Origin of the sequence: Zobellia uliginosa, assembly GCF_900156625.1 — a bacterium.
GTDB classification, from domain to species: Bacteria; Bacteroidota; Bacteroidia; order Flavobacteriales; family Flavobacteriaceae; genus Zobellia; species Zobellia uliginosa.
The window spans coordinates 188,241-210,772 of sequence record NZ_FTOB01000004.1 but is presented as its reverse complement, the minus strand read 5'-3'; the positions used below and the strand labels follow the sequence as shown (position 1 = coordinate 210,772).

The window sequence follows — 22,532 nt, the reverse complement described above, 5'->3', positions numbered from 1 at the left end:
CTACCTCCCTATTATTTTAAAAAATTGATATTTCGTTGTAAACCAGAAAATTTAGCCCGCTTGACCGCCGATTTTTGAAACACCTTTCGAAATACGTCTTCGGTAATCTCTTGCCAATCTTTTTTTGTCATGGACAATAGCTCGGGATGGGGGTCGAACAGCGGTTCTTGGTGGGGTTTGGAAAAACGGTTCCATGGACACACATCTTGGCACACATCACAACCGAAGGCCCAATCGTCGAACTGGCCCTTAACCTCGGTCGGAATTTCATTTTTTAGCTCAATAGTGAAGTATGAAATACATTTACTGCCATCGACCACATAGGGCTCAACAATAGCTTCCGTTGGGCATGCATCGATACAGGCGGTACAGGTTCCGCAGTGATCCGTAACCCGGTGGTCATATTCCAAATCGACATCTACGATAAGTTCGGCTATAAAATAAAACGAACCTACACGTTGGGTGAGCAGATTGCTGTGCTTACCGATCCACCCCAAACCACTTTTTGCGGCCCATGCCTTATCGAGTACCGGTGCCGAATCTACAAAGGCCCTACCCCCGACTTCACCAATATGCTCCGACATAAAATTCTGCAGTTCGCGCAATTTCGATTTAATGACGTGGTGGTAATCTTGCCCATAGGCGTACTTCGATATTTTGTATGTATCTTCTTTTTGCGTTTCCTTGGGATAGTAGTTAAGCAGTAAGGAAATAACGGACTTGGCGCCATCTACCAGCAAACGCGGATCCAATCGCTTATCGAAATGATTGGCCATGTACGACATTTCACCGTGCATATTCTTATTCAGCCAACTTTCAAGTCTCGGAGCCTCTTCCTCTAAAAAATCGGCTTTGGAAATACCACATGACAAAAAACCGAGGCGTTTGGCTTCGGTTTTTATGAGTTCGGAATATTTCGCCTTGGAGTCCATATTAAAACAACCCGGGCTGCACTCCTCCTTTAAGCTTCCCCAAGTGTTTATAGGCCAAATCGGTAACTTCACGTCCACGTGGGGTACGCATGATAAAGCCTTGTTGTATTAAAAAAGGTTCGTATACTTCCTCAATGGTTTCAGCACTTTCCGAAACTGCGGTAGCCAAGGTTGTAATTCCCACCGGACCACCTTTAAACTTATCAATGATGGTGGAAAGAATTTTATTGTCCATTTCATCCAATCCATGGGCATCGACATTCAATGCTTTTAGGCTGAACTTAGAAATCTCCATATCTATCTTACCGTTCCCTTTAATCTGGGCAAAATCGCGTACACGACGGAGCAAGGCATTGCAGATTCTGGGCGTCCCCCTACTTCTGCCCGCAATCTCTATGGCAGCCTCCTGACTAATAGGCACCTTTAATATTTCGGCACTACGCTCTACAATGGTAGAGAGCAACTCGGTGGAATAATACTGTAAGCGGCTCTGGATACCGAATCGGGCACGCATAGGCGAGGTCAATAGTCCCGAACGGGTAGTTGCCCCTATCAAGGTGAAGGGATTTAGGTTTATTTGAACCGACCGGGCGTTGGGGCCCGTTTCGATCATAATATCTATTTTGTAATCTTCCATGGCCGAGTAGAGGTACTCCTCCACAATAGGGCTCAACCGATGGATCTCATCGATAAAAAGCACATCGCGCTCCTCGAGATTCGTAAGCAGGCCGGCCAGGTCACCGGGTTTGTCGAGCACTGGGCCTGAGGTAATTTTTATTCCCACCCCCAATTCATTTGCCAGAATATGCGCCAAAGTCGTTTTTCCAAGTCCCGGAGGACCGTGAAACAAGGTGTGGTCCAATGCCTCACCCCTTTGATTGGCCGCTTCAACAAAAACCTTTAAATTTTCCAAGACCTGTTCTTGCCCCGTAAAATCGTCAAAACTTATGGGGCGCAAGGCTCTTTCTATATCAAATTCCTCTGGGGTAAAATTCTCCCCTACGGGGTCTAGGTACTCGTTCATATCAAAACAAAGATAATGGAAAAAGAAACAAGCCCACTATACTTTACAAGGCGAATACATCGTTTTCCTAATGGTCGGATTCCATCTTACCGTGAAAATAATTTTCGTAATTTCATTCTATGCAAGACTCCACTTACTCCTCAGAAATACTCCAGTACATTCCCTTTTTCTATGTCATCTGGTCCGACGACTTGCTCACGGCATCCGAAATCGACGTGGTACAGAATGCTATAGATGCAGACAACTCCCTATCGGAGAAGAGTCGCGCGCAGTTGTTCACATGGCTTAACACCAATAATCCACCAGCCAATTCAGAACTAAAAAAATGGAAACGGACGATTTCGAACTCCTCCGTAAAATTGGTCGAAAGCGAAACCTACCCCCTAACCTCCCTTAGTCAAAAAATAGTATGTCACTACAAGGAAGAGTGCCCATTTAACGACCAACTGAAACACATTGAAATACAATTGGGCATCCAACCCAACCATTACAACCATCTCTTTGATGTGGAAGTAGTGCACAAATCTACTTCGGATTTCTACAGTGCCGATGCCATCGATACTATCTTAAAGGGAAAACACAGCACGGTAGTCGATAACTTTAGAAAGACCTTGACCGAACCTATTTTTAAATGGGAAGTACATCGTGACAAGGAGAAATTCAGGGAAACCGTCTTGAACCAAGTGAAATTTTTGGCGAAAAAGGGCTATGGGGCCATGGCGTACCCGGAAGCCTACGGAGGCACCGGTGACATGGAAGGCTATGCCTATATGTTCGAAAACATGATGTTCGCCGACGGTAGTCTATCTATCAAATTCGGTGTTCAATTCGGACTCTTCGGCGGGAGTATACAAAAACTAGGCACTAAAAAACATCACGACCAATACCTTACAAAGACAGGAAAGACCGAACTCTTAGGGTGCTTTGCCATGACGGAAACGGGACACGGGTCCAATGTCCGTGGAATAAAAACCACGGCAACCTACAATAAGGCGACCGACGAGATCGTAATCCATACCCCTGGCAAGAACGACAACAAAGAGTATATTGGCAATGCCCTGCAGTCCAAAATGGCCACGGTATTCGCCCAACTCATAGTTGAGGGAAAAAACGAAGGCGTACACGCCATTCTGGTCCCGCTTAGAAACAAGGAGCACGAACTTCTGCCCGGGGTAACCGTGGAGGATAACGGATACAAACTAGGTCTCAACGGGGTAGACAATGGTAAAATATGGTTTGACCAAGTTGCCGTACCAAGGGAGAACTTACTCAATAAATATGGAGACATCAAGGAAGACGGCTCTTACTATTCCGAAATCAAAAATCCGAACAAGCGCTTCTTTACCATGCTCGGCACCTTGGTAGGGGGAAGAATTTGTGTTGCACGAGCAGGACTCGGAGGGGCGAAATTCGCCCTGGCCATAGCTATCAAACACGCCTTAAAAAGAAGACAGTTCAATGACAGCGTTAAAATACAGGAAGACCTGTTAATGGATTACCCCACCCACCAATTACGACTTACGCCTTCGGTAGCAAGCGCCTATGTATATCACGTGACCCTTGATAAGATGATGCAGCTCTATTGCGACCCATCAGAACCGGACAAAAGAAAGGTAGAGACCCAAGTCGCAGGCTTAAAATCGATTATCACCTGGTACGCCAACGACACCATTCAAGAGTGTCGGGAAGCCTGTGGAGGAAAAGGCTATCTTCTTGAAAACCGCATCGCCGACCTAAAAGGCGACGTGGATATCTTCACCACTTTTGAAGGCGACAACACCGTTCTTCTTTTATTGGCGGCAAAAGGGGTATTATCCGATTTCAAATCGGAGTTCAATAGCGCAGGATTTTCGGCCGTACTAAAAATATTGGGCATGCAGATCAACGACAAGCTAACGACCATTAACCCGATATACTCCAACAAGGTAGACAAAGATCACTTGTACAATCCGAAGTTTCACAAACACGCCTTGGAATATCGCACAAGACGGCTGACCTACACCTTGGCCATGCGCATCCGCGACTACATAAAACAAGGGGTACCCTCCTATCAAGCCTTCCTTAAAGTGCAGACCCACCTTTTGGCATTGGGTAAGGCCTACAGCAATGAATTGGCCTATAGCACCTTCATTGATTTTACCCAAGACATCGAAGACGACAAAAACCGTACACTCTTTCAGAAGCTAGGCACGCTCCACGCACTTTATACAATCAGGCAGGATGCGGAATGGTACTTGGAACAAGGTTATATCGGTGGAACGAAATCAAAGGCCATACGGCAGCGCGTAGAGCGACTATGCTCCGAACTAAGACCCCATATCGGCGTGTTGGTCGACAGCTTTGGTATACCCGAGCACTGTATGACGGCACCCATTACCCAGTAGAAAAGTATTCTTAGTAATGGTTTACTTTTCCTTATGCAATTCAGAAGTGTCAAGAAAATCGATAATTTCGACCTTTCCTTCACCGAACAGGTAGGTCTTGGCATTGCCGCTAGAAGACAGTTGAATGTTTCGGGTGGGCCGCACTTCGGCCGAAGCCGATTCCTCTATGGTCAAATAAATAGATTCCGCCTCCAACTTCTCGCCCTTCAACTTAGAGTTCTCAAGAAGATTGGCATATACCTCAATGGCCGTTCCTTCAAGAATGGCGCTGGCGTTTTTATACATTTTGATATTGTTCAGATGGGTATTTGCATAAATCTCCACATCGACCCTATCCTTTAGCACTAGGTTCATTTCCCTTCCTGCAATATTGAAATCTCCCGAACTATTCCCTTCCATATTGATATTGAGGATTTCGGCATCGGCGTTTAAGTTGAGCTTTGCCGATTCATGCATATCTACGTAAAGGTCCTTTGAGTTGATGGCCCCGTCCATATCTATCTTTCCATCATACATGGTAATCCCCTCAAGATAAATATAATCGACCGTGATTTCAAGTTTCTTCTTTCTTGTAATATTGTAAAAGGAGCTGATCTGCAAAACACTGTCGATCACCCTAAACCTCAAAACATCGATAAGGTTGTCATCGGCGACAATGGACACTCCTTCTTCAGTTGCATCGTGAAGCTTGATTTCAAGTCCGTCACGCAATTCTATCGCATGAAAAGGGGGTAGGCCCTGGTAGACCTCAATAACACTTTTGTTCCCCTTTATTTTAGGCTTACGTTGGGAGAAACCTTGACAAACGAAAAGAACAACAAATAGAAAAACCAGATCCTTCATCCTAAAACATCATTATTACAGGCAATTAAAAAGAAATAGAATTTTGAAGTGCCCGCAGATTTCAATATCAAAAGTAGTGTAAATGTTAAATATAAGAGTCAAAAAAAATGCCTAACTATAAAAGTTAGGCATTGTACATTTGAGTTAGTCCAGCAATTAGTGCTGAAGTTCTTCTTCATCCTCTTGAAGCGGTACGGTCTGCGGGATAAAATCCTGTCCCGGAATAATGTACTCGCCGTTCTCGTCGACCTTACTATAATCATAGGCCCAACGGTGAACTTCAGGAATGGCACCTGGCCAGTTCCCATGAATGTGTTTCTGTGGAGCGGTCCATTCCAAGGAAGTAGCCCTCCAAGGGTTTTTAGGACCGACCTTACCGTAGAATATACTTCTCACAAAGTTGAATACGAATATAAGTTGTGCCGATGCCGTGATGATGGCGAACACGGTCATCAATACTTGAATATCGGTCAATTCATCGAACATCGGGAAAGCTGTGTTTTCGTAATAACGCCTAGGTACACCGGCCATACCGACAAAATGCATCGGGAAAAATATACCATAGGAACCAACAGCCGTAATCCAAAAATGAACGTAGCCTAGGTTCTTGTTCATCATCTTACCTTCGAACATAATCGGGAACCAGTGGTAAATACCGGCAAACATACCATAAAGCGCAGATATCCCCATTACCAAGTGAAAGTGGGCAATTACGAAATAGGTATCGTGAACGTTGATATCAAGCGTACTATCACCCAAGATAATACCGGTAAGACCCCCAGTAATAAAGGTAGAGACCATACCGATTGAAAACAGCATTGCCGGATTCAACTGAAGGTTACCCTTCCAAAGCGTAGTAATCCAGTTAAAGGCTTTTACCGCAGACGGAATAGCGATCAACAAGGTAGTAAAGGTAAATACCGACCCAAGGAATGGGTTCATCCCGGAAATAAACATATGGTGCCCCCAAACAATGGTCGACAAGAAAGCAATGGCCAAAATAGAGGCAATCATCGCACGGTAACCGAAAATCGGTTTCCTAGCATTTACCGCCATAACTTCGGATACAATACCCATCGCAGGTAAGATTACGATATACACCTCGGGGTGGCCCAAGAACCAGAAAAGGTGTTCGTACAATACAGGCGATCCACCCTGATAGTGCAATACCTCACCTTGTATAAATATATCGGACAAGAAGAAGGACGTACCAAAACTTCGATCCATGATCAATAGCAATGCAGCCGATAACAATACCGGGAAGGAAACAATACCAATAATAGCCGTTACAAAAAATGCCCAAATCGTAAGTGGAAGTCTGGTCATAGACATTCCCTTGGTACGAAGGTTAATTACGGTTACCACATAATTCAAAGACCCTATAAGTGAAGAAGCAATAAATATTGCCATTGCCACCAACCAAAGTGTCATACCCATACCAGAACCTGGTTGAGCCATGGGCAAAGCACTTAAGGGAGGATAGATTGTCCATCCTGCCGCAGCCGGACCCGCTTCCAAAAACAAGGAAGCCAACATTATAATACATGAAACGAAAAACATCCAAAAGGATAGCATATTCATGAAACCTGATGCCATATCCCTTGCCCCAATCTGCAATGGGATAAGCAAGTTACTAAAGGTACCACTCAAACCCTGTGTAAGTACAAAGAATACCATTAAGGTACCGTGTATGGTTACCAAGGCAAGATATACATCGGCATCCATAACACCTTCAGGTGCCCATTTACCCAAAAAAGCTTCGAAAACCGAAAAGGATTCACCCGGCCAAGCCAATTGCATCCGGAACAAAAGAGACATTGCAATACCTATTGCCCCCATAACGAATACACCAAGAATCAAATATTGTTTAGAGATCATTTTATGATCCTGACTAAATATATATTTGGTTACAAAGGTTTGTTTGTGGTGATGCTCATGATCGTCATGTGCATGATCATCAACCTGTGCATTTGCAGTAACAGACATATTTGTTATTCTTTAATTATAAAATTTTCCTTTTCTAACTAGCAAGTACGCCTTCCGTAGAAAGACCTAGTGACTCGCCGTAGCCGTTTCAAGTTTACCAAAATCGTTTGCAGAACCCGCATCGGCCTGCCCCATTACGTTTTGACCGAAAGTTTTTTGCTCGGCGATCCAAGCGTCATACTCTTCTTGGGTCTCAACGATAATTTTCATTTGCATGTTGTAATGCGATTTTCCACAAATCTTGTTACAAAGTAAGACATAATCAAATTCCCAAGGGTCGGAATTGTCTTCACCTTTCGCGGCTCTCTCAGCCCTGATTTCGTTAGTACGCTTTACCTTAGCTGCAACATCGGGATTCTGACGCATTTCCTCTGTTGTGTAAATAGGCGTAAAAGAGAACTCGGTAATCATACCGGGCACACAGTTCATTTGCGCCCTAAAGTGAGGCATATAAGCGGAATGCAACACATCTTGTGAGCGCATTTTGAAGTTTACCTTTCTACCCACGGGCAAGTGCAATTCCTTTACAATGATATCATCGGCAGCATAAGTGTCCGATTCATCCAAACCAAGTACATTGGCCTTATTGATATCGATCATTCTAACGTTGGCCTTTCCTAAGACATTATCGTCACCAGCGTACCTGGCCGTCCAGTTAAACTGTTGTGCATAAAGCTCCACAACGATAGGATCATCCTCGTCATTGACATCCATAATATTGGTCCATGTATACAATCCCCAAAGGATAAGACCTGCCAATACGATTACCGGAATTATAGTCCATATAAACTCCAAACGGTCGTTATCGGCAAAGAAAAGTGCCTTTCTCCCTTTCACCCCTCGGTATTTGTATCCGAAATAATGAAGCAAAGCCTGGGTCAAGGTCTGTACGATGAAAATGATCACCATAGACACCAACATTAGGGAGTCGTAATCGCTACCGTGTTCGGATGCCGCTTCCGGTAGTAAGTATTTACCATAATTCCAAAAGCTGAAAATGGTTATACCATAGATAAAGATAAGAAACGCAAACAGTAGATATCCGTTCGTCTTGTTATCTGAATCGTTAGCTATTTGAGAATTTTCGGCCTTGAGCTGAGACAGTTCGAAAATCTTCGTCATCTGCCAAATCGCTATTGCCACAAGGGCCAAAACCACTAAAGTCAATAATGTAGTCATCGTACGTTCTACTATTATACGTTAAAATTACTAATAATGAAAATGCCTGCTTTCTTCTATAAACGGATTTCGCTTCGGTTGTAAAGGCGCACTGCTCAAGGCACGGAAAACCCAGAAAATAAAGGCTCCAGCAAAGAATAGTATCGATCCTATCTCAGGAATACCAATAAACCATTGATCACCCACCGTAGATGGCATTATCATATTAAAGATATCCATATAGTGCCCTGCCAAAATAACGATACCCGTCAGAACCACAAACCAGTTCAGACGTTTGTAATCACTATTCATCAAGAGCAATACCGGAAATAAAAAGTTCATAGCGACCATTCCGAAAAATGGCAATCTGTAATCGGCAATTCGAGTTACGTAATAAGTAACTTCTTCAGGAATATTGGAATACCAAATCAACATAAACTGAGAGAACCAAAGATAAGTCCAGAAAATACTGATACCGAACATAAACTTTGCCAAATCATGAATATGGCTATCATTAACATCTGGCAGATATCCCTTCGACTTCAAGTATATGGTTATCATAGCGATTACCGTAATACCCGACACGAACATACTGGCGAACACATACCATCCAAAAAGTGTACTAAACCAGTGTGGATCAACACTCATGATCCAATCCCAAGACATGATAGACTCAGAAACCAAATAGAACACCAAGAAAGCAGCAGACCATCTAAAGTTCAATTTAAAGTTTGAATTATCGTCAGATTCATCTTGTCTAAGCGAAAGTTTCCTAGAGTACTCTCTATAGAATATCCATCCTCCTAAGAATATAGCGGCACGAATCAAGAAGAAAGTAGGGTTCAAATACCCTGATTTTCCTTGTAAAAGGTGATCATGCGCCACCACTTCGGGATCCATCCAAACAAATAGGTGGTTCATGTGCAAAACGGAAAGTACCAATATTACAAATACAATTATACCACCAGGCACCAAATAGGCCGTAATTCCTTCCATCACACGAAATAACAGTGGCGACCAACCCGCTTGGGCCGCTCGTTGAATGGCATAGAAGGCCAATACTCCCAATGCGATCATAAAGAAAAAGAATGCCGCAACGTAAAGCGCCGCCCATGGCTTGTTCCTTAATTGGTGAAAAACATGCTCGTCATGCGAGGCGTCGTGCGCTTCTGCCGCTTCACCATGCGCATCGGCAGCCACCGCGGCATGTGCGTCCGCAGCACCATGAGCATCACCGTGTCCGTCACCATGACTGGCAACAATAGCTTTTGCTTCTTCAACGGTACTCGGTGCCGAAATGAATCCGATTGCAATACCAAGTATTCCAAGCGCCATTAAAACAAAGGAACCGATCTTTAATTTGTTTGAAAACGTATACATATCCCTTTTCTAAGTATTATTTCGTTAAGTCTTGTTTCAATTTCATCACGTACTCCGAAACCTGCCACATCTCCTTGGTATCCAATTGGGATGCATAAGACCCCATTGAGTTCAAACCGTACTGAATTGTATGGTAAGCCGTACCTACAGTAATGTTACGTGCCTCATCGGCGTAACTCGGTACCCCTAGAATCTTTTCTCTTTTTACCAATGTACCCTGACCGTCGCCCTTGTCACCATGACAAATCGCACAATAAATGGTATACAACTCGGCACCAACCGCCAAATCAGATTCAATGTTCAATGAATCTAGAGGACTCTTTTGTACCCTGGCCAACTCCTTCCCTTCCGGTGTGTTTTCGTAACCATAAGGAATCCATCCCCGCGAAATCGTATTTGCAGGAGGCACCATGGCCTCTTGCCCGTTTGGCAGAAAATCGACTTCCCCATAGGCTTCATAGCCTACCGGTTCGTACATATTAGGCATATACTGATAGTTGGGACTGTTCTTATCGGCACAAGCCGTAACGCACAGTAGCAACCCGAAAACAATTCCTATTTTGCTAAAACTGTTCATATTTAATGACTGTTTTTTTCCACTATATTTATTTCGACTGCCCCTGTATCCAACAACAGATCTCTCAATTCTTTTTCGTTATCGTGTATATCGATCTCCATTAAAAAATGGTCATCGGTAGTACGCGGATCAGGATTTTCAGCGTCTTTAAAAGGCCACAATCGGCTTCTTAGGTAAAACGTGATAACCATTAAGTGAGCCGCAAAGAATACGGTAAGCTCGAACATAATCGGTACAAAGGCCGGCATATTCTCTAAGTAGCTAAAACTAGGCTTACCTCCAATATCTTGGGGCCAATCTTCGATCATAATGTAATTCATCATCAAAGTTGCCACTGTCAAACCAACACAACCGTAAAGAAACGATGTAATGGCTATACGCGTAGGAGCAAGCCCCATAGCCTTGTCTAAACCGTGAACCGGAAATGGGCAATATACCTCTTCAATGTGATGCTTGGCTGCTTTTACCTTCTTAACGGCAAGCATTAGCACATCATCATCGTCATAATATGCGTGTATCGCTTTAGATGCCATAATTACTGTTTCTTGTTATTTAATAATTTTGCCTGTCCGGCCCAATCGTCTCGTTGTGCCCTACCTGGGAAAGATTCGGTAATTGAATCTAACAAATCGTATTCCTTAGCCGTCATTCTTGCCACCTGGGCAAAAGTAAAGATACCGATTTCATTAAGGGTAGCTTCCATTTGAGGTCCAACACCCTTAATTTGCTTAAGGTCGTCAGCCGTTTCCTTGGTCGCATCGAAAGTACCGATAGTACTCAAAAGTTCGGATACGCTCTCACTAGCATCTTTTTGAGGAACAACATCTCCCATCAACACATCATCCGTAATAACAGCTTCCTTTATTGTAGAGGCATCCATCTTTTTTATCTGATACAAGGGCTTACCAGCATCCCTAAGATCTTTATAACGTTGGCCCGAAGATTTCAAAATCGATTTTACTTCAGCCTGTGCAATTACAGGGAAGGTTCTAGCATAAAGCAGGAACAATACAAAGAAGAACCCAATAGTACCTACGAAGATACCTATATCGACAAAGGTAGGAGAGAACATCGTCCAAGATGATGGAAGGTAATCCCTATGTAAAGAGGTAACGATGATCACGAAACGTTCGAACCACATACCTATGTTCACGACAATAGATATAAAGAAAGAGAACATGATACTGGTACGTAATTTTTTGAACCACATGAACTGTGGAGAGAACACATTACAAGTCATCATTGACCAGTAAGCCCACCAGTAAGGTCCCGTAGCCCTGTTCAAGAAGGCATATTGTTCGTACTCCACACCTGAATACCAAGCCATAAACAGCTCCGTAATATAGGCACAGCCCACGATAGAACCTGTAATCATGATTACGATGTTCATCAACTCAATGTGCTGAACGGTTATATAAGCTTCTAGATGACACACTTTACGCATAATGATCAAAAGCGTGTTCACCATGGCAAATCCAGAGAAGATAGCCCCTGCCACAAAGTATGGAGGGAAAATCGTCGTATGCCATCCAGGAATCACCGAAGTAGCAAAGTCAAAGGATACAATAGTGTGCACGGAAAGTACAAGTGGTGTTGCCAAACCGGCCAATACCAAAGACACCTCTTCAAAACGTTGCCAGTCTTTTGCTCGACCGCTCCATCCGAAACTCAATAAGCTGTATATTTTCTTTTGGAAAGGAAGTACCGCCCTATCACGTATCATGGCAAAATCGGGAAGCAAACCGGTCCACCAGAAAACCAAGGATACAGAAAGGTAAGTAGAGATCGCGAATACATCCCAAAGCAAGGGAGAATTAAAGTTCACCCAAAGCGAACCGAATTGGTTCGGAATAGGCAATACCCAGTACGCCAACCAAGGACGCCCCATGTGTATGATCGGGAAAAGTCCCGCTTGTACCACCGAGAAGATGGTCATAGCCTCCGCAGAGCGGTTAATGGCCATTCTCCACTTTTGACGGAACAATAAAAGTACCGCGGATATCAAGGTACCGGCGTGACCGATACCTACCCACCATACAAAGTTTGTAATATCCCAAGCCCAGTTAACGGTCTTGTTCAATCCCCATGTTCCAATACCTGTTGATACGGTATAAATGATACAACCTACACCCCATAGGAATGCTACCAAGGCAATGGAAAACACAATCCACCAATGCTTATTGGCCCTTCCTTCTACAGGAGCAGAGATGTCCACACTAACATCGTGGTAACCTTTATCCCCGACAACTAAGGGCTTTCGAATAGGTGCTTCGTAATGCGACGCCATAAAATTCTGTTATAGTTGTTTACTTAAATACGATTATGCTTCGTTTGTGTTTCTGACCTTAACATGGTAGAACACATTTGGTTTTGTTCCCACATGCTCCAATAAATGGTACATGCGGTCGCTCTCGGCCAATTTGGCAACTTTACTTTCCTTGTCATTGACATCACCGAAAACGATAGCCCCAGTACTACAGGCAGACGAACAGGCCGTTTGAAACTCGCCGTCTTTTACTAGACGACCATCTCTCTTGGCATCTAAAATGGTTTTTTGTGTTTTTTGGATACACATCGAACATTTTTCGATAACCCCTCTTGAACGAACGTTTACATCTGGGTTCAATACCATTTTACCCAAATCATTGTTCATGTGGTAATCGAACTCATCATTGTTGTTATACAAGAACCAGTTGAACCTTCTTACTTTATACGGACAGTTGTTGGCACAGTATCTTGTACCTACACAACGGTTATACGCCATGTGATTCTGACCTTGACGGCTATGTGATGTTGCAGCAACCGGACATACCGTTTCACAAGGTGCATGGTTACAATGCTGACACATTACAGGCTGAAAGGCCACTTGTGGATTGGCCGCTGGGTGCTCCAACTCACCAAAACCACCCAAAGAACCATTATCTCCGGAAAGACCGTCGAAATTATCCTTTTTGGTATTGTCGTCCTCAAAGGTATCCTCCGAAGAATAATATCTATCGATACGCAACCAGTGCATATCCCTACTTTTCCGCACTTCTTCCTTACCAACTACGGGAACATTGTTCTCTGCATGACAAGCAATAACACAGGCACCACAACCGGTACACGCATTAAGGTCAATGGACATATTGAAATGGTGACCGATAGAACGATCAAAACTATCCCACAAATCCACGGAAGTAGCAGGAACCTCTTTATGGTCTAACGATACCACCGGCTGAACATTCCACTCCGAATGATCCTTGGTGTTGAATATCTCCAAGGTGGTCTCTTTAATGATATCACCCCTACCCATTAAGGTTTTATGCAACTGAATACAAGCGAACTCATGCGTACCAGAAGCTTTTTCTATAGTAGCCGACTGAACGCTCTTAAAATCTTGATACAAGGGATAAGCGTTTACACCGGTCTGCATTTCAGACTTCATACCTACCTTTCTTCCATAACCAAAAGAAAGTCCGATCGAACCTACCGCCTGACCAGGCTGTATAATTACAGGAACATTGCTTACCGTAACACCGTTGACCGTAATATTGGCATAGCTACCATCAAGGCCACCGTTGGCCACATGATAGTTTTCAAAGCCCAATCGTTCGGCATCGGCCTTGGAAACCGTTACATAGTTATCCCAGGAAACCCTTGTTATAGGATCAGGGAACTCTTGCAACCATGGGTTGTTAGCCTGATGACCGGCACCCATTCCCGTTTTTGAATAAAGCTCCAATTCCATACCCCCGCCACTTGTAGCGTTGGCCAAACCATTAATCGCCGCAGTGATTGAAACACTGGAAGCAACAACTTCCTCGGCCTCACTCGCATCGACAATTTCCTTATCTTCTTCCGAAGTGGCCTCATCCTGGGGATCAGCATCGTCACCTGCCGCAAAAGCGACGGCAGCACCCGAATACACACCATCATGAAGCGCTTTATTCCAATCGTTCCCAGCCAATATTGAATTTGACCAAGTCTCCTTAATATAATCGTAATAACTTTTATCACTACCCAACCAGTTCAACAAGGCCGTTTGAAACTGTCTTGTATCGAACAACTCTTGAATAGTAGGCTGCATTAAACTATAATGCCCTTTTTTCACCTGAACATCACCCCACGACTCAAGGAAGTGATTCGCGGCAGCAGTGTACTGCATGACCTCGGTAGTTTCGTTCCAATTGGTAGAAAAAGCAACTGAAAGCCCCACTTTCTCAACACCCTCCTTAAAATCGGCGGCGTTGGGCAAGGTATACATTGGATTGACCCCATCGGTTATCAAAGCACCCACCTTACCGGCCTTCATGTCGGCAATCAACTTCTGAACCGATTTCACGTTACCCTGTCTTACATAACGGGGCGACTTCGCATCAAAAGCCTTACTTCCCAACATTTCGTTGATGGCCAAAACAACGGTCTGTGCATTTATATCATCAAGCCCCGTAACCACTACGGCACCATTTTTATTCTTAGCTATCTGCGCGGCAACATCCTTTATAGCCTTCAACACCCCTTTCGAAAGCTCACCACCAACACTGCTACCGTTCAATTCGGCATACAACTTGGCCAAGGCGATTTTTTGCTGCATTGGAGTCAAAGGAACACGCTTATCGGCATTGGCCCCACTCAAGGTCATGTTCGCTTCAAACTGTACGTGACGCGACATCTTGCCCTTCTTGGGAATTCTACCCTTGGCATAACCCGAATCATAACCACCTCCTTGCCAATCTCCCAAGAAATCCGCTCCGAAGGAAACAATAAAATCTGCCTTTTCAAAATCGTAATCGGCCAATGCACGCTCGCCATATCTCGCCTCGAAAGCACTGGCTGCGGCATCTTCGGCTACGGCATCGTAAACCACATGGTTCACATTGCCGAACTCGGCCTTCATATCGGCTATCAACCTATCGGTAGACGGACTGGCATATGTCTGGGTCAACAAAGCGATTTGCTGCCCCGAACCTTTAAGACTGCCCAACTTGGCTTTTACCGCCGCATCAAGCACCGACCATTCCACAGGCTCGCCATTGGCCATTGGACCCTGCAAACGCGTACTATCGTACAACGAAAGTACAGACGCCTGTACCCTGGCATTGGCAGAACCCGCAACCTTGGCATCTTTATTATTCTCAACCTTTATTGGTCGGCCTTCCCGAGTCTTTACAAGAATACTTGCAAAATCAAAACCATCCGCTATGGTAGTAGCATAGTAGTTCGCAACACCAGGAATAATATTCTCCGGTTGAACCACATAAGGAATGGATTTATGAACAGGACCCTCACAAGCCGCCAATGTGGCCGCTGCCGTACTAAAACCAACGTATTTAAGGAAATCCCTTCTATTGGTAGATGTAGCGGACAAACCTTCTTTATCACCCAAAAAATCATCTACGGGAATTTGCTCAACAAATTCGTTCTGTCTTAGCGTCTCAACAATGGAATCGTTCGGATTTAACTCCGCTTCGTTTTTCCAGTATTTTTTGTTTGATGCCATACGTTTTTATGTAATTAGCTACTTTCTAGTTCGATTAATAGTGACACTTTCCACATTCCAGACCACCCATTTGAGCAGCGGTCAACTTATCCACCCCATACTTCTTGGAAAGTTCGGCATGAATTTTTTCATAGTAAGCATTCCCTTCTACCTTGATATCGGTCTCACGGTGACAGTTCACACACCAACCCATGGTCAATGGCGAATACTGATACATAACCTCCATCTCCTCAACCGGTCCGTGACATTGCTGACACTCAATACCCGCAACACTCACGTGCTGAGAATGGTTAAAGTAAGCAAAATCAGGCAAGTTGTGGATACGCACCCATTTTACAGGCTGACTTTCCCCGGTATACTTTTGATTTTCTTCATCCCAACCAACGGCAGCATAAAGCTTCTTAATCTCTTTATTATAGTCGATACCATACTCCCTTTTACCTTCTTCCAAGGTTTCATCGGCCACTTGATAAATCGACTTATGACAGTTCATACAAACATTCAAGGACGGAATTCCGGAAGTTTTGGAAACCCTAGCGGAAGAATGACAATACTTACATTCTATTTTATTATCACCGGCATGAATACGGTGCGAGTAATGAATAGGCTGAACCGGGGCATAACCCTGATCAACACCCACCTGCATCATCCACCCATAGGCAAAATAAGCACTCCCCAATAACAAGAAGACAACGGTCACCAAAACCAAAAATTGATTTTTAGCAAAGGCCTTCCAAAGCGGAAGTCTTTTTGCCGACTCTTCCTGACTCAAGTCTACACCATTTGCCTCAGCGATCCTTCTTAGCGTTTTGTTCACCAAGAACAGCATCACCACCAACAAGCCAAACACCAAGGCCAAGGCAGCAAGCACCAGCTCATTCGAAACCCCATCACCGGAAGAACCGCTACCCGAACCGGAAGCTTCCCCAGCAGCTGCGGCAGCAGGAGCAGCCGTTTTCGGCGGAGCGGCAGTATATGCCAAAATATTATCGATATCCTCATTCGACAAAGTCGGAAAAGGAGTCATTGCAGCTTGATTGTACTCATTGTACACCTTATTGGCATACGCATCCCCGGAAGCAATCAAGCCCGGACTGTTTTTAATCCAACTGTAAAGCCATTCACGATCCAGACCTTCATCGTCCGACAACCTTGACTCAACATTAGCCAAAGCAGGACCGGTCATTTTTCGAGTTAACGAGTGACATGCAGCACAATTCTGATTGAACAGCGCTTTACCTTTCGCCGGATCCCCAGAGGAATCTCCCGAATCCGCAACCTCGGCAGAAGCCCCCTCAGCGGAACCTCCATCTTGAGCGAATATAGAAACGGAAAATAACAGGAATACAATTAGAGATACACCTAAAACCTTAGAAATCGAATGGCGGTACGGAACCTTTTTCATATGAATCTTATTTCTATCGAGATCTTGGCACGATAATTTCAGTTGCAAGGAACGACACCTTGTTTTTATCAGTGCTAAAATTGATGGCAAAAATACGTAATACACTTTATTCTTTAAATGTTAGCGGATTGATAATTTCTAATTTATAATAGTTCTAAATAAATAGGGAACGCTTTCTATGCCCCTTAATAATTTACTTTTGTATAAAATATTAAAACCCAATTATTTCACGACAATGAAAACATTTTTCACCCTTAGCCTCAGCATAGCATCATTAGTGATTGGCCACGCACAACAGGGCCAAGTTCACATAGAACAAGACCAAAAAATCACCGATCTCATAGAAATTTACAAGACTTCAAACGAAAGTTCGGACTATTACCGCATTCAAGTCGGCTTTGGCTCTTATAATAAAGCCCAAAACATTCAAGCGAAAGTGGAACAAGATTTTCCCGACCTTCCCTCTAAAATCGACTTTGACTCCCCCACCTACCGCGTAAGGGTCGGAAGGTTCGCCAACAAATTAGACGCCGAGCGCAAATTTCGCGAGGTACGGCAAAAATATCCCGATGCCATGTTATTAAAACCAAAAAAATCGACCCGTTAGGTCGATTTTTTTTATTCTTACTATTATCCCGCAGGCCACAGAGACCTACTATAAATAACTTATTTCGTCTTAAGCTTCTTCTTAACAGCTACCTCCCGGAAGGCCTCTACGATATCCCCTTCCTTGATATCGTTGTAATTCTTCACCTGAAGACCACAATCGTATCCTTTGGAAACTTCCTTGACATCGTCTTTAAAACGTTTCAATGAAGACAGCTCTCCAGTAAAGACTACCACACCATCACGTATCAAACGTATACCGGCGTTACGGAAAATCTTACCGTTGGTAACCATACAACCTGCAATGGTACCGACTTTAGAGATCTTAAAGGTCTCCCGTATCTCGGCCGTACCGGTAATCTCCTCCTTGATTTCCGGAGACAACATACCCTCCATCGCATCCTTAAGGTCATTGATCGCATCATATATAATGGAGTACATCCTGATATCGATCTCTTCCTTTTCAGCAACATCCCTTGCATTACCCATCGGCCTTACATTAAACCCGATAATGATTGCATCGGATGCAGAAGCCAACAACACATCAGATTCGGTAATGGCACCTACACCTTTATGAATGATATTCACTTGAATTTCCTCAGTAGACAATTTCTGGAAAGAGTCGGTCAATGCTTCAACAGAACCATCCACATCACCTTTAAGAATGATGTTCAACTCTTTAAAGTCGCCCAATGCGATACGTCTTCCGATTTCATCAAGGGTAATATGCCTTTGCGTTCTAACGGATTGCTCACGCTGTAATTGCGAACGCTTGGTAGCAATTTGTTTTGCTTCCCTTTCATCTTCAAGTACATTGAACTTATCACCGGCCTGTGGCGCACCATCAAGACCCAATATGGATATCGGCGTAGCGGGACCTGCAGTTTTCACGATATTCCCTCGCTCATCTTGCATAGCCTTGACCTTACCGCTATTTGTACCGGCAAGCACATAGTCACCTATCTTAAGCGTACCACCTTGCACCAAGATCGTAGATACATATCCACGCCCTTTATCCAAGAAGGCCTCTACAACGGTACCATTGGCCATCTTGTTCGGATTGGCCTTAAGCTCTAACAGTTCGGCTTCAAGCAAGACTTTCTCTAAAAGCTCTTTTACACCTTCACCTGTTTTTGCCGATATGTCATGTGATTGTATCTTACCCCCCCAGTCTTCGACCAAAAGGTTCATTTGAGCCAATCCTTCTTTAATCTTATCAGGGTTCGCCGTAGGCCTATCGATTTTGTTAATAGCAAAAACTATAGGAACACCGGCCGCTTGGGCGTGGCTTATTGCCTCCTTGGTCTGGGGCATAATATCATCGTCCGCCGCAATAACGATTACCGCTATATCGGTAACCTGCGCACCCCTGGCCCGCATCGCCGTAAAGGCTTCGTGACCCGGAGTATCCAAGAAGGTGATTTTTTGACCATCTCCCAACGTAACACCATAAGCACCGATATGCTGGGTAATCCCACCACTTTCGCCTGCGATCACATTGGCCTCCCTAACATAATCCAACAACGAGGTTTTACCGTGATCCACGTGACCCATAACGGTTACGATAGGCGCTCTTGGCTCAAGATCTTCAGGCGCATCGGCCTCAATTTCTATAGACTCCTCCAATTCCGCAGTCACAAACTCGACCTCATAACCGAACTCGTCAGCTACGATAGACAAGGTTTCCGCATCTAGACGTTGGTTCATGGTTACCATGATACCCAAAGACATACATGCCGATATAATTTCAGTGGTAGACACCTCCATCATGGTAGCGCCCTCACCAACGGTTACAAACTCGGTAACCTTCAGCACCTTACTTTCCAGTTCTTGTTGCTCAAGATCCTTCTCGGTCTGCTGACGGTGTTGATCCCTCTTATCCCTTCTATATTTGGCACCTTTGCCCTTCTTCGATTTACCCTGTAACTTCTCAAGGGTCTCTCGAATCTGTTTTTGCACATCTTCTTCGGTAGGCTCTACCTTAGGAGCACCATAACGCGGGTTACCACCGCCACCGCCTTTTCTAGCGGCTGGGCCCGTACCTCTTTGTCTAGGCGCGTTCCCCGTATTACCGCCTGAATTATTACTTACAATACGTTTTCTCCTCTTCTTACGGTCATTGCCCGCATCGGAACCTGTTTTAGGCTCTTCTTTTTTCTTTTTGGGCTTATTGAACTGCGAAAGGTCAATTTTGGCCGTAATCTTAGGACCGGTAAGCTTCTTGTACTTCGTAGCCAGCACACCGTCATCCTTAGGAGCTTCGGCCTCTGTCTTCTCAGCAGCCTCCTCCTTTTCCGGTTTGGCCTCAACCTTCGGCCCTTCCTTAGGAGTTTCTTTCTCCTCTACCTTTTCCGGTTTCTTCTCCTCTACTTTCTCAACCACCTTTTCAGCCGGCTTCTCCTCTACCTTTTTAGGTTCTTTTGGGCTCTCCACCTGTGGTTTCACTTCTTCGACCACAGCTTTCTCCTCAACCTTCGGCTCTTCCTTCTTAGCAACTGGAGCTGGAGTCGGGGCCGGCGCTTCCTTGGCTTTCTTTCCGCCCTCCAAATCGATTTTACCAATCGTTTTAGGGCCTTGAAGTTCCACCTTGCCAACCAAAGTCTTTTCTGCGGCAGCTGCACGTTTTTCACGGGCCAAACGTCGTTCCTCTTGCTCTTGCTCTAATTGCAATCGCAGGGCCTCCTTTTCTTTACGCTTTTCTTCACCGACTTCCTTAGAGGCAACTTTCTTGCTCTTATCGGTCTGAAATTCCTGTTGAAGCACTTCATAGACCTCGTCAGAAATCTTCGTTGTCGGCCGTGCATCTATTTCATGCCCTTTCGAGGCAAGAAAATCCACAGCCCTATCCAAAGAAATATTAAACTCTTTGAGGACTTTGTTAAGCCTTATTTTTGCAATGTCTGCCATAAATACTTTCTCCTAATTCTCTTTAATCCTTGCTAATATACAGAACCTTGGCCGGGTTTCACAAACCAATACAGAAGCAGAATTTTCCGCTAAAGTATTAAAAACCCCCGATTAGTTCATAGCTATTCTTCCAATTCTTCCCGAAGAATGCGTACAACTTCCGAAATTGTTTCCTCTTCGAGGTCGGTACGCTTAACAAGATCTTCAACATCTTGCTCCAATATACTACGAGCCGTATCCAATCCTATTTTCTTAAATTCTTCTATAATCCACGCGTCGATTTCATCGGTAAACTCGGTCAATTCCACATCTTCCTCGACACCTTCCCTAAATACATCTATCTCATAACCAGTCAACTGACCTGCGAGACGAATATTATGTCCACCCCTACCAATAGCCTTTGACACCTCTTCAGGCCTCAAGTATACTTGGGCGGTCATCTTCTCGTCGTTCAACTTCACAGAAGACACCCTTGCCGGGCTCAACGCCCTAGTTACCATCAACTGAGGGTTGGCCGTCCAGTTGATCACATCGATATTTTCGTTACCCAACTCACGAACTATGCCATGAATTCTCGAACCCTTCATACCCACACAGGCACCTACAGGATCGATACGGTCATCATACGAATCAACGGCAACCTTTGCCTTTTCCCCAGGAATACGAACCGCTTTTTTAATGGTAATAAGTCCGTCGTACACCTCTGGAATTTCCTGAAAAAACAATTGTTCCAAGAACTTAGGGGAGCTCCTGGACATTATGATCGTAGGCTTGCTTCCTTTCAACTCCACACTTTCGATCACACCGCGTACATTATCTCCTTTTCTAAAAAAGTCGGAAGGTATCTGCCTATCTTTTGGCAAAATAATCTCATTTCCTTCATCATCCAACAAAATAATGGCCTTATGACGAATATGATGGACCTCGGCGGTGTAAATTTCACCTTCTAAGTCCTTAAACTGCTTGTAAATAGTAGTATTATCATGCTCGTGTATCTTGGATATCAAGTTTTGACGCAGTGCCAAAATAGCCCTCCTACCCAAGTCTATCAACTTTACCTCTTCGGAAACATCTTCACCGACTTCAAAGTCAGGCTCGATCTTACGCGCTTCGGAAAGGGATATCTCTTCGTTAGGCTCTTCAACCTCCCCATCTTCGACTACTACACGATTTCTCCATATTTCCAAATCGCCTTTGTCTGGATTGATAATGATATCGAAATTGTCATCAGAGCCAAATTTCTTCTTGAGGGCACTTCGAAATACATCTTCCAAAATGGCCATCAACGTTACCCTATCTATGAATTTATCGTCTTTAAATTCCGAAAAAGACTCAATCAGTGCAATATTTTCCATTACGCTACTATTACCATTAAAATTTTAAAATGACTTTTGCTTCCTTGATGTCAGAAAAATTGATTTCCTCTTTTTTCTGAACTGTAACTTTCCCTTTTCCAATGGGTTTGGGTTCCCGTGCCTTCCATTCCAGCACAATACCTTCATCGGTAGTTCCGGTTAAATTTCCTTCAAAGGTCTCCACCTCGGTTCTCACCATAAGCTTTCGACCTATATTCTTAGTATACTGCCGTGGCATCACTATCGGCGATGCCGCACCGGCCGAAGCGACCTCCAATGAAAAATCATATTCATCGCGATCTAAATTATGTTCTATTGCACGACTAATTTTCATACAGTCTTGCACCGTTACACCTTCATCACCATCCAAAACCACTTTTATATGGTTATCGGCAGACATCGAAAAATCGATTAAAAATAACGTGTCATCCGCTGCCAGCGCATCGTCTAAAAGTGCCTTGACCTTGTCCTTCAACATAACATTTAGAAATAA

General features: G+C 44.1%; 16 protein-coding genes. 2 read left to right on the top strand and 14 right to left on the bottom strand.

What is annotated here, in order from left to right:
- Nucleotides 1-11: 11 nt before the first annotated feature.
- Both queG and ruvB read right to left on the bottom strand, forming a co-directional pair.
- Nucleotides 12-932: a tRNA epoxyqueuosine(34) reductase QueG gene (gene queG / locus BW980_RS13445; RefSeq protein WP_076455741.1), complete on the bottom strand. Its 921-nt coding sequence runs from the start codon at nucleotides 930-932 to the stop codon at nucleotides 12-14.
- 1 nt (nucleotide 933) lies between these two features.
- Entirely contained in the window at nucleotides 934-1,956 is a 1,023-nt protein-coding gene (gene ruvB, locus BW980_RS13440; protein WP_076455740.1) for a Holliday junction branch migration DNA helicase RuvB, read from the bottom strand.
- A 119-nt stretch (nucleotides 1,957-2,075) separates the two neighbouring features.
- On the opposite strand from ruvB, the gene BW980_RS13435 reads away from it, so the two are divergent.
- Entirely contained in the window at nucleotides 2,076-4,340 is a 2,265-nt protein-coding gene (locus BW980_RS13435; RefSeq protein WP_076455739.1) for an acyl-CoA dehydrogenase family protein, read from the top strand.
- A 21-nt stretch (nucleotides 4,341-4,361) separates the two neighbouring features.
- Here the strand turns inward: BW980_RS13435 and BW980_RS13430 are convergent, their stop codons facing one another.
- The 9 genes from BW980_RS13430 to BW980_RS13390 form a co-directional block, all read right to left on the bottom strand.
- Complete coding sequence (locus BW980_RS13430; protein ID WP_076455738.1) at nucleotides 4,362-5,183, bottom strand: GIN domain-containing protein; 822 nt, start codon at nucleotides 5,181-5,183, stop codon at nucleotides 4,362-4,364.
- 156 nt (nucleotides 5,184-5,339) lie between these two features.
- On the bottom strand, nucleotides 5,340-7,169 hold the full coding sequence (locus BW980_RS13425; RefSeq protein WP_076455737.1) for a cytochrome c oxidase subunit I: 1,830 nt from the start codon (nucleotides 7,167-7,169) through the stop codon (nucleotides 5,340-5,342).
- Nucleotides 7,170-7,235: 66 nt separating this feature from the next.
- Nucleotides 7,236-8,348, bottom strand: a complete 1,113-nt coding sequence (locus tag BW980_RS13420; protein WP_076455736.1) for a cytochrome c oxidase subunit II — start codon at nucleotides 8,346-8,348, stop codon at nucleotides 7,236-7,238.
- 30 nt (nucleotides 8,349-8,378) lie between these two features.
- The gene (locus BW980_RS13415; RefSeq protein ID WP_076455735.1) at nucleotides 8,379-9,707 is read right to left on the bottom strand and encodes a quinol:cytochrome C oxidoreductase; all 1,329 of its coding nucleotides are present in this window, start codon (nucleotides 9,705-9,707) and stop codon (nucleotides 8,379-8,381) included.
- Nucleotides 9,708-9,723: 16 nt separating this feature from the next.
- Complete coding sequence (locus BW980_RS13410; RefSeq protein ID WP_076455734.1) at nucleotides 9,724-10,284, bottom strand: c-type cytochrome; 561 nt, start codon at nucleotides 10,282-10,284, stop codon at nucleotides 9,724-9,726.
- Between the two features lie 2 nt (nucleotides 10,285-10,286).
- On the bottom strand, nucleotides 10,287-10,817 hold the full coding sequence (locus tag BW980_RS13405; RefSeq protein ID WP_013993717.1) for a DUF3341 domain-containing protein: 531 nt from the start codon (nucleotides 10,815-10,817) through the stop codon (nucleotides 10,287-10,289).
- A 2-nt stretch (nucleotides 10,818-10,819) separates the two neighbouring features.
- Complete coding sequence (nrfD, locus tag BW980_RS13400; RefSeq protein WP_076455733.1) at nucleotides 10,820-12,571, bottom strand: NrfD/PsrC family molybdoenzyme membrane anchor subunit; 1,752 nt, start codon at nucleotides 12,569-12,571, stop codon at nucleotides 10,820-10,822.
- Between the two features lie 33 nt (nucleotides 12,572-12,604).
- A complete protein-coding gene (locus BW980_RS13395) occupies nucleotides 12,605-15,766 on the bottom strand; it encodes a TAT-variant-translocated molybdopterin oxidoreductase (RefSeq protein WP_076455732.1) in 3,162 nt (1,053 codons plus the stop codon).
- A 34-nt stretch (nucleotides 15,767-15,800) separates the two neighbouring features.
- Nucleotides 15,801-17,171, bottom strand: a complete 1,371-nt coding sequence (locus BW980_RS13390) for a c-type cytochrome (protein WP_076455731.1) — start codon at nucleotides 17,169-17,171, stop codon at nucleotides 15,801-15,803.
- A gap of 235 nt (nucleotides 17,172-17,406) precedes the next feature.
- Here BW980_RS13390 and BW980_RS13385 point away from each other — a divergent pair, with 235 nt between their 5' ends.
- On the top strand, nucleotides 17,407-17,778 hold the full coding sequence (locus tag BW980_RS13385) for an SPOR domain-containing protein (protein WP_076455730.1): 372 nt from the start codon (nucleotides 17,407-17,409) through the stop codon (nucleotides 17,776-17,778).
- Nucleotides 17,779-17,837: 59 nt separating this feature from the next.
- Here the strand turns inward: BW980_RS13385 and infB are convergent, their stop codons facing one another.
- From infB to rimP, 3 genes are all read right to left on the bottom strand, one after another.
- On the bottom strand, nucleotides 17,838-20,684 hold the full coding sequence (gene infB / locus BW980_RS13380) for a translation initiation factor IF-2 (protein ID WP_076455729.1): 2,847 nt from the start codon (nucleotides 20,682-20,684) through the stop codon (nucleotides 17,838-17,840).
- A 122-nt stretch (nucleotides 20,685-20,806) separates the two neighbouring features.
- Nucleotides 20,807-22,039: a transcription termination factor NusA gene (gene nusA / locus BW980_RS13375; RefSeq protein WP_076455728.1), complete on the bottom strand. Its 1,233-nt coding sequence runs from the start codon at nucleotides 22,037-22,039 to the stop codon at nucleotides 20,807-20,809.
- Between the two features lie 16 nt (nucleotides 22,040-22,055).
- Entirely contained in the window at nucleotides 22,056-22,517 is a 462-nt protein-coding gene (gene rimP, locus BW980_RS13370; protein WP_076455727.1) for a ribosome assembly cofactor RimP, read from the bottom strand.
- Nucleotides 22,518-22,532 lie beyond the last annotated feature (15 nt).

Coding starts and splice junctions, on each gene's coding strand:
- queG (WP_076455741.1), bottom strand. CDS start 932: ATGGACTCCAAGGCGAAATATTCCGAACTCATAAAAACCGAAGCCAAA.
- ruvB (WP_076455740.1), bottom strand. CDS start 1,956: ATGAACGAGTACCTAGACCCCGTAGGGGAGAATTTTACCCCAGAGGAA.
- BW980_RS13435 (WP_076455739.1), top strand. CDS start 2,076: ATGCAAGACTCCACTTACTCCTCAGAAATACTCCAGTACATTCCCTTT.
- BW980_RS13430 (WP_076455738.1), bottom strand. CDS start 5,183: ATGAAGGATCTGGTTTTTCTATTTGTTGTTCTTTTCGTTTGTCAAGGT.
- BW980_RS13425 (WP_076455737.1), bottom strand. CDS start 7,169: ATGTCTGTTACTGCAAATGCACAGGTTGATGATCATGCACATGACGAT.
- BW980_RS13420 (WP_076455736.1), bottom strand. CDS start 8,348: ATGACTACATTATTGACTTTAGTGGTTTTGGCCCTTGTGGCAATAGCG.
- BW980_RS13415 (WP_076455735.1), bottom strand. CDS start 9,707: ATGTATACGTTTTCAAACAAATTAAAGATCGGTTCCTTTGTTTTAATG.
- BW980_RS13410 (WP_076455734.1), bottom strand. CDS start 10,284: ATGAACAGTTTTAGCAAAATAGGAATTGTTTTCGGGTTGCTACTGTGC.
- BW980_RS13405 (WP_013993717.1), bottom strand. CDS start 10,817: ATGGCATCTAAAGCGATACACGCATATTATGACGATGATGATGTGCTA.
- nrfD (WP_076455733.1), bottom strand. CDS start 12,571: ATGGCGTCGCATTACGAAGCACCTATTCGAAAGCCCTTAGTTGTCGGG.
- BW980_RS13395 (WP_076455732.1), bottom strand. CDS start 15,766: ATGGCATCAAACAAAAAATACTGGAAAAACGAAGCGGAGTTAAATCCG.
- BW980_RS13390 (WP_076455731.1), bottom strand. CDS start 17,171: ATGAAAAAGGTTCCGTACCGCCATTCGATTTCTAAGGTTTTAGGTGTA.
- BW980_RS13385 (WP_076455730.1), top strand. CDS start 17,407: ATGAAAACATTTTTCACCCTTAGCCTCAGCATAGCATCATTAGTGATT.
- infB (WP_076455729.1), bottom strand. CDS start 20,684: ATGGCAGACATTGCAAAAATAAGGCTTAACAAAGTCCTCAAAGAGTTT.
- nusA (WP_076455728.1), bottom strand. CDS start 22,039: ATGGAAAATATTGCACTGATTGAGTCTTTTTCGGAATTTAAAGACGAT.
- rimP (WP_076455727.1), bottom strand. CDS start 22,517: ATGTTGAAGGACAAGGTCAAGGCACTTTTAGACGATGCGCTGGCAGCG.